The sequence below is a fragment of the Mesorhizobium sp. M00.F.Ca.ET.216.01.1.1 genome (assembly GCF_004010325.2).
GTDB lineage: Bacteria > Pseudomonadota > Alphaproteobacteria > Rhizobiales > Rhizobiaceae > Mesorhizobium.
Genome location: NZ_SADR02000015.1, coordinates 161124 through 171908 on the forward strand (window position 1 = coordinate 161124; position 10785 = coordinate 171908).

The following is a 10785-nucleotide window of genomic DNA, read 5'->3' on the forward strand; positions in this document are numbered from 1 at the left end:
TTCACCTGCGACCGGAAAGGAGAACCGTGGAAGGCGCGGGTCTGGCCAGCGGCCGGACTTCGCCTTCGACCTCGTTGCCGACATAGACCCCGAACGCATCTTCCCTCCGTTCGCGCGCATAGCGGGCGAGCATCGAACGCACTGCAGGGTCGGCGATCTTCAGATCGGCGATGTGCTCGATTTCGATAAGCCGGGCCTGCTGATCGCTCGAATAGGGGGCGTCGACCGTGCCTCGATAGTAGACATGCGTGCGCGACGGATCGGCTGCATCGTCCCACACCGCAAACAGGAACCCGAGCTGTGCATCGACTGCCTTGGCGGCAAGACGCCCCTTGAGACTCCGTGCATCGTTCGGCGCACCCAGGCCGCGGCCAACTGGCAATTGGTGAAATCCGTCGGCTGTTTCGAAGAAGAGCACCCGGCCTTCACTCTCGAGAATGGCACCGACCTCCGTCTCGGGGGGCGCTGCGGCTAGTGCTTCCTGGCTGAGGCCGGGCGTGACATAGGCGCCTCGGCAATAACCGAGAGGCTGCGCCCCATTGTGGGTGAAATCGCGGACGCGGCCGATGAGGATCGAATGGTCGCCAGCGTCGACCAACCGATCCATGTCGCAATCGAACACGGCAACGGAACCGTCGATCAGGGGGTTGCCGGTTTGCCCGGACTGCCATGATACGGCAGCGAACTTGTCGGCGGTTTTGGATGCGAAGATGCCGGATTCGGTCTTTTGACCCTCCGACAGAATGTTGATCGCAAACCCTCTCGATGTCGAGAAGGCTTCGTGTCCCAACGCCTTCTTGGCGATGCAGACGAGGACGAGCGGTGGCTCGAGCGACACCGAGGTGAAGGAGTTGGCGGTGAAGCCGCGCGGTTCGCCTTCCGCACCGATGGTCGTGACAATGGTGACGCCGGTCAGGAAGGAGCCTAGCGCCCGTCTGAATTCGGTGGCGTCAAATGCGGGACCCGTCTCCTGTTTCGCTGAAGAGTCGTTGGCCGCTTCGAGAAAGGCCATGACATTCCGTGTTACCCTTTCGGGCGAGGCGATCGTCATCATGTGCTTTTCGCCGCTCAGAACGAGACATTGGCCGCGGGGTGCGAGCCGCGCCATCGCTGCCGACATGGCGGGCGTGGAGTTCCTGTCTTCCGATCCGGTCATGAACAGCGCCGGTGCGGCAAGTCCAGCCAGCCGGTCGATATGTTCGACATCCGCGCGGGCGAAGAGACGATAAGTGCGCGCGTAGCCCTCAGGGCTGACGCTTTCCAGTGCGGCGCGCGCCGTTGCGGCTGCATCGGCCAAACTGGCCGGCAGCGGATCACCGAACCAGCGAGCAAGCGTTGCTGCACTGGCCGCCGGACGGTCGCTGTGATGGCCTAGTGCCGCCGCGCGTTCGCGCACTGCCTGCGCAAGGGCTGGAGGGCGGCGGAAGACCGCGTTGAGGCACACTAAGGTGCTGACGCGCGAAGGCGCGCGAAGAGCAATTTCCTGCGCGACCAGCGCTCCCATGGAATGGCCGACGATCGCAACGCAAGCGAGGCCGAGATGATCGAGCAACCGGATCGCCTGATCGGCAAAGTCCGACAGTTCGGCATTTTCCGGCGGCAGAGGCGAATTGCCGTGGCCGAGCATGTCGATTGCGATCAGATCGTAGCGGTCTTGCATCAACGCGATCTGCGCCTGCCAGATCGCAGCATTCATGCCGACGCCGTGAATGAGAAGAACCGGCGTGCCGCAGCCGGCGCGGATGAAGCCGGTGCCGTCCGGAGTCTTGTTCCGGACCCATGCAGGGGCGGCGGCGTCAGCCATGCAGATCCCCGACCTCTTTGAGATCCTGATAGCGGTCGCCGATGCGGTGGTGCGGGCGGCCGCCGATGGAAGCGCCAAGCGCCACCACCAATTCGTCTGGCGCGGGCGCATCGCCGATCTGGAAATGCACCGTCAGATAGTGGGAGCGGCGGCCTTCGTCGTTCTTGTCCATCAGCGGGATCATGATCGGGGTGTTCGGTCCGCCACGCAGATTGGTAAAGGCGAGATAGGTCTTGGCGCCGACGGCGCGCCGATAGTGATTGCCGAAGTGCAGTGTGTGGATTAGCGCAGATGCGTGCTCGATTTCGCCTGATGTGCCTGAGATGGCGGCCTTGCCATAGCCTTCGATCACGTCGCCCGAACCTGCGACTGCGATAATCTCACGGGTCAGCGTCTCGCCAAGGATGGGGGCGATGGCGCGGATCTCCGGAGAGAGGTCGTCAGTGAAGCCGCGTCCGGCCCATGGATTCGTCAGCACCGCGGCGACGCCGATCAGACGCAGTGGCTGCGGCGCGGCCTTGCCGCCTTCGATCAACGTGTTCTCAATATAGGTGACGATCTTTCGAATGGCCGGTTTCATGAACGTCCTCGGTCGGAGATGGCCGGTATAGCTCCATCATCTCTATCGCGTCTTATGGTATACCATGCTATGGAGTGCCGTGGGTCTTGTCAATCGGCTGTGGAATCTGTTTTGTGGCGGCGCGAGGAGACGGAGAAATGTCAGACGATACGCTGCGGATCGACCGTTCTGCCAAGACGTTGAGGACGCTGGCGCTGGAGCGCATGCGCGAGGCGATCATGGACTTTCATTTCCAGCCCGGCGAGAGGCTCGTCGAACGGCCGCTTTGCGATCAGCTCGGGGTAAGCCGTTCGGTTGTGCGAGAGGTTCTGCGGCAACTGGAGGCGGAAGGCCTGGTGCAGATGATACCGGGCCACGGGCCCGCCGTGGCCAAGCCGGATCTCGGCCGCACCGACGAGATCTATGAATTGCGGGCGTTGCTGGAGGGCATCGCGGCGCGGGCTTGCGCAATGTCTGCCACGAACGAGCAGATCGCTTCGCTCGACTGCGCTTTGGCGAAGCTTCTCGAAGCGTGGGCGTCAGGCGAGCCGGTCGAGGTGATGCGGGCGACGGCCAAATTCTACGAAGCGCTCTTCGATGCGGCGGACAAGCGCATTGCCTGGGAAATCGTCAATGGGCTGAATGTCCGCATCAACCAGCTTCGTTCCATGACGATTGCCTCGGAGAACCGCCGTGAGCCGGCAATCGCCGAAATGACCGAGATCATGGACGCCATCAGGTCGCGCAAGCCGGACGAGGCGGAAGCGGCGGCACGGCGGCATGTCGAATCGGCCTGGCAGATCGCACGCAACGCGCTTCGGCTTGGCTCGCTTTGACGTTGGGGACATTAGGCCCGCTGCAGCGGGGTGGCACTGCCGATACTAATTCTTGTCGACCGGCTTCGAACGCATTCTCGAAACGGTCTCGCGTTCGGCCCGCTTGGAACGCATCGGCGGCAGGCCGCGGTCGATCAGGTCCATATCTTCCAGAACCATGTCGCCCATGCGCTTGAAGGCGACGTCGAGCGCGCCGGCGCGATGCGCAGAGCGCAGGAAGCCGGGAAGCGCGCGCACGGGATGGTCCTGTGCTAGCGGTTCTTCCGGGAAGACATCGCTGGCGGCAACGATATGGCCGCTGCGGACGGCGTCCATCAATGCCGGAAAATCGATCACGCCGGCGCGGCTGAGCAAGATGAAGGCGGCTCCCTTGCGCATTTTGGCGAAGGCCTCGGCGCCAAGAAACCCCTGGTTTTCACTGGTCACCGAAGCGACGACGAAGACGAAGTCGCTGGTAGACAGAACCGCGTCGAGCGGGGCTGGCTCAACGCCGTTCTCGACGAGGATCGACGGTGGCAGCCATGGGTCGAACACCTTGGTCCGCGTGCGAAAGCCCGACAGCAGCCGGTTGAGTGCGCGGCCGAGATCGCCGAAGCCGATGATGCCGACATTCGCACCGGACAGAAGCCGCGCCGTCCGGTTGCCGTCGCCGCCCCAAAGTTCCTTGCCCTGCCGGAAGGCGAGATCGGCGTCGACGATGTCGCGGGCGAGGTTGAGTGCCATGGCAAGGCCGAGCTCGGCCACCGGTTCGGCAAAGACCAGGCCGGTGGTGACGACATGGATGCCACGCGAGAATAGCGTTTCGTACGGCATGTTGTTGATGAGGTTGCTTTCGACATTGAAGACGCAGCGCAGCGCCTTCATCTTGTCGAGCGTTTCCGGCGCGATTGGCGGCTGGCCGACGATATAGCGCGCCTCGGCAAGCACATTTGCCGGCAGTGTCGCGACGCCTTCAGCCGTCGTTTCGACGATGCGGTATTTCGCCCGGAATGTCTTCAGCGCCTCAGGCGTGAAAATCAGCTTGAGTGTGCGCGGTTCGGGCGCGCTGATGACCAGCGGCAAGGTGCTTTCGGACATGATGGTTCCTCCCGGCGCGATCCGCGTCACGCCTTCCGAAAAAGAATGTTACCCAGGATTAAACGATTTACAACTCCGAAAAATCGATTTATCCATTACATTAGCGAGCACGCAGCGGCCTCGCCGTCGGGAGGAGGATCAATGGCGCATCGGCAAGCCCAGCAGCGGCGTCCGTCGATCCACGACGTGGCAAGCCGCGCCGGGGTGTCCGCGGCCACCGTTTCCAAAGTCATGCAGGGCGTCACCACGGTAAGGCCCGAAAATGCCCAGCGCGTTTACGATGCCGTCGAGTTCCTGGGCTACCGTGTCGATCCGCTCGCGTCCGACATGAGGCGGGCGAAGCGCCGCATCATCGGCGCCATCATGCCGGAGTTCGAAAGCGAATTCTTCGGCTCCATGATCACCGAGCTCGAAGGCTTGGCCGAGCAGCGCGGCTACACGCTGGTGGCCGCCTCGAGCCGCGAATCGGAAGCGAGGGAAAAGGAAATCCTTGCCCGAATGCACGACTGGCGGGTTGCAGGCGTAGTACTGGCGCCGGTGCGTAACGAGCACGGGCCGGCGGCCGGCTTCATGAAGCTGAACGGCATGACCGGTGTGCTGATCGACCGCGTGCTCGCCGATGATGCCTTCGACACGGTCTCGGCCGACAGTGCAGCTGCCAGTGCCGAGGTGGCGCGCGAACTTCTCAGCAAGGGCCACCGCCACATCCTCGTGGTCGGTCTCGGCCATCAGGCGGCGACGGTGCGCGCCCGCCTCGACGGTTTTCGCACCAAGGCGCTGCAACTGGTGCCGGACATCCGCATCGACGTCGTCCTTTCGGAGAGTGATGTGGAGCCGCTCAGGTCTCTGCTTCGCGACTACTTCGCCAAGGGAGAGCGGCCAACGGCGGTCTATTCGCTGTTCCTGAAGGGCACGCTGGTGGTGCTCTCCGAATTCCGGCGGCGCGGCTGGCATTGCCCCGACGACATCTCGCTGGTCGGCTTCGACGACGCCGAATGGATGCAGGTGACCTGGCCGGCCATCGCCGCCGTGGTGCAGCCGGTCCGGGAGATCGCTAGCAATGCGGTGGATGTGCTGTTTCGTAGGATCGAGGGGGAGGGCGGACCGCCCAAGGCGCGGCTCGAACCTTGCAAGGTGTTGATGCGGGAATCCGTTGGCTCGCCAGGCGGCGGCCCGCATTCCGGGGGAGGAAACCGACAATAACCCCCATTGTCGAAAACGGAAGAAGAGCGCCGGACCTGGCCATGGCTTGCGGCGCAAATGACCAACGGAGGAAGCAATGGCATCGTTCATTCCAAGGATAAATCGATTTACTCTTGTCCTGGGCGTCGCGCTGGCGGTTTCGGCCATAGGCGCGGTGAAGGCCGAGGACAGCGAATACGGTGTGCTGATGAAGACGCTGGCCAACCCGTTCTGGGGCGCGATGGGCCAGGGCGTCGCGGACGGCGCCAAGGAAGCCGGCGTGAAGTATTTCCAGCAGGCGGCTGAAAGCGATCAGGCGGCCGAGCCGCAGCTTAACCTCTGCAACACCATGCTCGAGCGCAAGCCGGTGGCGATGATCACCGCGGCGATCAACTCGACCAACCTTTTGCCCTGCCTCAAGGCGGCGCAGGACGCCGGCATCAAGGTCGTCGATCTCGACAACAATCTCGACCAGGCGGTGCTCGACAAGGAAGGCATCAAGGTCACCTTCCATATCGGCTCGGACAATGTCGCCGCCGGCGCGCAAGGCGCCGAATATCTCGTCTCCAAGCTCGGCAAGGATGCCAAGGGCCCGGTATTGGTGATCGAGGGCCTGTCGGGCAACATCACCGGCGAGAAGCGCGCCAAGGGCTTTGCCGACAAGCTCAAGGAGCTGGCGCCGGGGCTGGAGGTCGTCGCTTCGCTGCCAGGCGACTGGGATCGCGGCAAGGCGGCGTCGATCGCCACCGATACGTTGACGGCGCATCCCGACCTCGTCGCCATCTTCTGCGCCAATGACGGCATGGCGCTGGGCGCAGTGGAATCCGTCTATTCCGCCGGCAAGGGCGAGCAGGTGACGATCATCGGCGTCGACGGCAATTCGGACGCCGTCAAGTCGATCAAGGACGGGCGCCTCAACGCCTCGGTGGCGCAGCTTCCCTATCTGGTCGGAAAAGAGGCGGTCGAGAACGTCAAGAAGGCGTTGGCCGGCGAGAAGGTCGAGGAAAGCATCGCCGTGCCGACCCTGGTGCTGACCAAGGACGTGCTCGACGCCGGCAAGGAGCCGATGCTGCAATATGTGAAATAGTCCTCCCCGGACGGGCTGGCGCGGGTTTAGGCTGCCGCGCCAGCCAACCTTTCTTGAGAAGTGAGGCAACATGGCTCCTGAAATGGCGCAGCCCGGTTTCTGGGCCAGGCTGCAGCGCACATCCGTCGAACGGCTCCACATCCGGCTAGAATCGCTGGTGGTGCTTCTGGCGCTGGGCACGGCCATGGCCGTGCTGTCGCCCTACTTCCTGTCGCTCAGTAATTTCCTCAACATCCTTCTGGCGACGTCGACCATCGGCGTGCTGGCAATCGCGGCCACCTTCGTCATCGGCTCGGGCGGGCTCGACCTGTCGCTCGGCTCGGTGATGGGGCTGGCCGGCGTGGCAGGTGCCTTCGTGGCGGTCAATCTCGGCTGGCCGTCGGTCTTCGCGGTCGTCGCCTGCATCCTTGCCGGCGCCATCGCCGGCAACATCAACGGCCAACTCGTCACCCGCGCCTTCGTGCCGGCCTTCATCGTCACGCTCGGCATGCTTGGCCTGGCGCGCGGCCTCGCGCTGGTCATCTCGCAGGGTAGGGCGATCTATGGCCTGCCGGCGGCGATCGTCTATATCGGCCAGGGCCGGCCGTTCGGCGTTCCGATGCCGGTCATCATTTTCGTGCTGACGGCAATCGTCGCGCACTGCGTGCTCGCCTATACGCGCTTCGGCCACCACACGCTGGCGCTTGGCGACAGCGAGGGCGCGGCGCGCGCCGCCGGTATCCGCGTCGAGCACCATCGCCGCATCATCTACACTTTGTCCGGGGCGCTGGCTGGCCTTGCCGGCCTGCTGTTCACGGCACGCGTCAATGCTGGCGATCCGACCGCCGGCATCAACTACGAGCTCACGGCAATCACGGCTGCGATCATCGGCGGCACCAATCTGTTCGGCGGCCGCGCCTCGATCCTCGGGACCATGATCGGTGCGCTGATCATGGGCGTGCTGCAGAACGGGCTGACGCTGCTTGCAGTCCAGTCCTACTACCAGCAGATGGCGATCGGCGCGGTGCTGATCCTGGCCGTCTTCATCGACCAGTATCAGGTCAGGAAGGAGTCACGCGTATGACCCTTCTCACGCTGCAAGGCATCCGCAAGAGTTTTGGCGCGGTCGACGTTCTGCACGGCGTTGATCTCGCGGTGGCGGCTGGCGAGGTGGTCGGCCTCGTCGGCGACAATGGCGCCGGCAAGTCGACGCTGATGAAGACCATCACCGGCATCTACCGCGCCGACGCCGGGTCGATCGAATTCGACGGCAAGGATATCCTGCAGCTCGATCCCGGCCAGCGCCGCGAGCTTGGCATCGAGATGATCTACCAGGATCTGTCGCTGGCCAAGCAACAGGACGTGGCGAGCAACATTTTCCTCGGCCGCGAGCCGACCAAGAGGGTGTTCGGCCTGTTTCCAGGCTTCGTCGACAAGGCGGCGATGGATCGCCAGGCGGCAACGATGATCGAACGGCTCGGCGCGCACCTGCCGTCGATCAGCCGGTCGGTCGGCTCCTTCTCGGGCGGCCAGCAGCAGACGGTGGCGATCGCCAGGGCGCTGACCTTCAACCCGAAGCTCGTCATCATGGACGAGCCGACGGCGGCGCTCGCGGTGCGCGAGGTGCAGAGCGTACTCGACCTGATCCGGCGGCTCAAATCGGAAGGCATCGCCGTGATCCTGATCTCGCACCGGCTGAACGATGTGCTTTCGGTCACCGACCGCATCGTCGTGCTGCGGCACGGCCGGGCCGATGCCGACCTGGTCACTGCCAGAACCAACATGAACGAAGTCGTCAGCCGCATCGTCGGCGGCGGCGATATCAGCGCCGCGGCGGCGCACGAACAACGAGGCTGAGTTTATGAACACTTTTGGGCTGCACACTTTCGCCATCGCCCCGGTCTGGGATCTCGCCCGCATCGAGCCGCAGATGGACCGGCTGAAGGAGCTCGGCATCGGCCTGATGGAGATCCCGCTGCTTAGGCCAGAAGAGATCGACATTAAGCGCACACGCGGATTCGCCATCCACTATGGCGTCGAGCTGATCCCATCGCTCGGCCTGCCGCGCGCGCTCGATGTGGTCGAGCGGCCCGACGAGGCGCTCGACTTCCTGCAGCCGGCCTTCAAGGTTTGCAACGAGGTGGGCAGCGAGGCACTGGGCGGCGTCACCTACGGCACGATCGGCAAGACCACCGGCCGCGCGCCGACCAAGCAGGAAATCGACGGCATGTGCCGCTTCCTCGAGCGGGCGGCGAAGGCGGCGAAATCACGCGGCCTGAAGCTCGGCATCGAGCCGTGCAACCGCTACGAGACGCATCTGATCAACCGTGGCATCGATGCGGCCAAGATCATCGAACGCGTTGGCGCCGACAACATCTTCATCCACCTTGACACCTATCACATGCATATCGAGGAGGAGAGCTTTGCTTCCGGTTTCGAAGCGGCGGCGCCCTATCTCGGCTACGTGCATGTCTCGGAGGCCAATCGCGGCGTGCCGGGACGCGGCATGCTCAACTGGCGGGCTTGCATGAAGGCGATCGCCGATATCGGCTACCGGGGCGCGATCACGCTCGAAAGCATGAACCATGTCGATGTCGACATTGCCGGTGGCCTGGCGGTGTGGCGCCCGGTGGCGGAAGACCCGCGCGACGTCATTGAGGTCGGACTGCCGTTCCTGCGCGAGGAAGCACGCAAGGCGGGGCTGACGCTTGGACAGACCCCTCGAAGGCGCGCCGCGCCGTCGATATCTCGTGCATTCTGAGGCCGCGGCTAATGCCTTGGCCGACGCCGAGGCAATGGTGGCGAGAGCATAGCGACCGCCGGGTCTCGCAAAATGCAAGATTGGAGCGCGCTGATAACCAGCGGCAAGTTGCTGTCGGACATCGCAGTTCCTCCCGTTCGATATGCGGCGCACCACTCAAGAATCTTGTTCTACCCAAGATGGCTGGCCAGCGACAGCTTCCCGGTCGGTCATCTCGATGCCGAGTTCGCGACGCCCTTGCCACACCGCGTTGACGCACCACTTCGAAGAATGCCTAGAGAGTCAGAACCGGATGCGGCTTTCATGTGAAGATGGAGGATTGAAATCGTGCCATTCGTCAACATCGGCGGCGGGACGCTGCATCATCGCTACCGGCCAGCGAAAGGCGATGCGCATCCGATCGTGTTCATCAATTCGCTCGGCACCGACTTCCGGATATGGGAAGCGGTGTTGTCCGCTTTGGGCGGGGAGATGCCGATGCTGGTCTATGACAAGCGCGGCCATGGGCTCTCCGACATCGGCAGCGGCATCCGCTCGATCGACGATCACGTCGACGATCTCCTGGGCCTCATCGATCATTTCGGATTTGGCACGGTCGTTGTTTGCGGCCTGTCGGTCGGCGGCCTGATCGCGCAAGGGCTTTATGCCCGGCGACCCGAAACCATCGAGGCCCTGATCCTGTGCGATACGGCGCACAAGATCGGCACCACCGAGAGCTGGAACACACGCATCGCGACGGTCGAGGGCAAAGGTATCGAAGCCGTTGTCGAAGGCGTGCTCGAAATGTGGTTCACTCCTGCCTTTCATTCCGCCCGTTCGGCCGAGCTTGCCGGCTGCCGCAACATGCTGACCAGGCAAGCGCTCGCCGGCTACATCGGGACATGCGCGGCAGTTCGCGATGCGGATTTTGCCGATGTCGCGCGGCGCATCGCCGTTCCCACACTTTGCATCGTCGGCGACCAGGATGGCTCGACGCCCCCCGAGCTTGTCCGCTCGCTGGCCGAGCTTATCCCCGATGCGCGCTTCGAGATCATCCGCGGCGCCGGGCACATTCCCTGCGTCGAGCAGGCGGAAGCGCTGGCCACGCTGATCCGTGATTTTGTCGCGTCGCTTCCCAATGGAAGCAAACCGATTGATAAAACTCCAGCAACACAACGAGCTATCGGACCGGGCTGACGGCTGGGCGCTCCGTGCTCGATGATCCGCAAGCCTGCCCACTGGAAGCAGCGCGATCTCACACCTTTTCGAGCGCCACGGCGATGCCCTGGCCGACGCCGATGCACATGGTGGCGAGCGCGTAGCGACCGCCACGCGCCTTGAGTTCCAGCGCTGCGGTGCCGGTGATGCGCGCGCCTGACATGCCGAGCGGATGACCGAGCGCGATGGCGCCGCCATTTGGGTTGACGTGCTCCGCGTCCTCGGCAATGCCGAGTTGTCGGAGCACGGCGATGCCCTGGGAGGCAAAGGCTTCGTTGAGCTCGATGATGTCGAATTGTTGCG

The 10785-nt window shown here is 63.7% G+C and carries 10 protein-coding genes and 1 pseudogene; 7 read left to right on the top strand and 4 right to left on the bottom strand.

Translation table 11 applies throughout. From position 1 onward, the window contains the following. Position 1 precedes the first annotated feature (1 nt). Positions 2 to 1804, bottom strand: a complete 1803-nt coding sequence (locus tag EN859_RS20305) for an alpha/beta fold hydrolase (RefSeq protein WP_127854558.1) — start codon at positions 1802 to 1804, stop codon at positions 2 to 4. Then, entirely contained in the window at positions 1797 to 2384 is a 588-nt protein-coding gene (locus tag EN859_RS20310) for an amino acid synthesis family protein (protein WP_127854557.1), read from the bottom strand. Before EN859_RS20310 ends, EN859_RS20305 begins: the two co-directional genes overlap by 8 nt. A gap of 137 nt (positions 2385 to 2521) precedes the next feature. On the opposite strand from EN859_RS20310, the gene EN859_RS20315 reads away from it, so the two are divergent. Beyond that, a complete protein-coding gene (locus EN859_RS20315) occupies positions 2522 to 3199 on the top strand; it encodes a GntR family transcriptional regulator (protein ID WP_127854556.1) in 678 nt (225 codons plus the stop codon). A gap of 45 nt (positions 3200 to 3244) precedes the next feature. Here EN859_RS20315 and EN859_RS20320 read toward each other — a convergent pair whose 3' ends face one another. Further along, complete coding sequence (locus EN859_RS20320) at positions 3245 to 4276, bottom strand: hydroxyacid dehydrogenase (RefSeq protein ID WP_127854555.1); 1032 nt, start codon at positions 4274 to 4276, stop codon at positions 3245 to 3247. Between the two features lie 141 nt (positions 4277 to 4417). On the opposite strand from EN859_RS20320, the gene EN859_RS20325 reads away from it, so the two are divergent. The 6 genes from EN859_RS20325 (at position 4418) to pcaD (ending at position 10461) form a co-directional block, all read left to right on the top strand. Beyond that, the gene (locus tag EN859_RS20325) at positions 4418 to 5479 is read left to right on the top strand and encodes a LacI family DNA-binding transcriptional regulator (protein ID WP_127854554.1); all 1062 of its coding nucleotides are present in this window, start codon (positions 4418 to 4420) and stop codon (positions 5477 to 5479) included. Between the two features lie 76 nt (positions 5480 to 5555). After that, the gene (locus EN859_RS20330) at positions 5556 to 6545 is read left to right on the top strand and encodes a substrate-binding domain-containing protein (protein ID WP_127854553.1); all 990 of its coding nucleotides are present in this window, start codon (positions 5556 to 5558) and stop codon (positions 6543 to 6545) included. Between the two features lie 70 nt (positions 6546 to 6615). Then, positions 6616 to 7608 carry an ABC transporter permease gene (locus EN859_RS20335; RefSeq protein ID WP_127854552.1) on the top strand — a complete coding sequence of 331 codons (993 nt, stop codon included), beginning with the start codon at positions 6616 to 6618 and terminating at the stop codon, positions 7606 to 7608. Next, a complete protein-coding gene (locus tag EN859_RS20340) occupies positions 7605 to 8381 on the top strand; it encodes an ATP-binding cassette domain-containing protein (RefSeq protein WP_127854551.1) in 777 nt (258 codons plus the stop codon). The genes EN859_RS20335 and EN859_RS20340 overlap by 4 nt, the downstream gene beginning before the upstream one ends. 4 nt (positions 8382 to 8385) lie before the next feature. Continuing rightward, entirely contained in the window at positions 8386 to 9285 is a 900-nt protein-coding gene (locus EN859_RS20345) for a sugar phosphate isomerase/epimerase family protein (RefSeq protein ID WP_127854550.1), read from the top strand. Positions 9286 to 9612: 327 nt separating this feature from the next. Then, the gene (gene pcaD, locus EN859_RS20350) at positions 9613 to 10461 is read left to right on the top strand and encodes a 3-oxoadipate enol-lactonase (protein WP_127854549.1); all 849 of its coding nucleotides are present in this window, start codon (positions 9613 to 9615) and stop codon (positions 10459 to 10461) included. A 58-nt stretch (positions 10462 to 10519) separates the two neighbouring features. Here the strand turns inward: pcaD and EN859_RS20355 are convergent. Next, positions 10520 to 10785, bottom strand: a pseudogene (locus tag EN859_RS20355) (3-oxoadipyl-CoA thiolase); the annotation flags it as partial.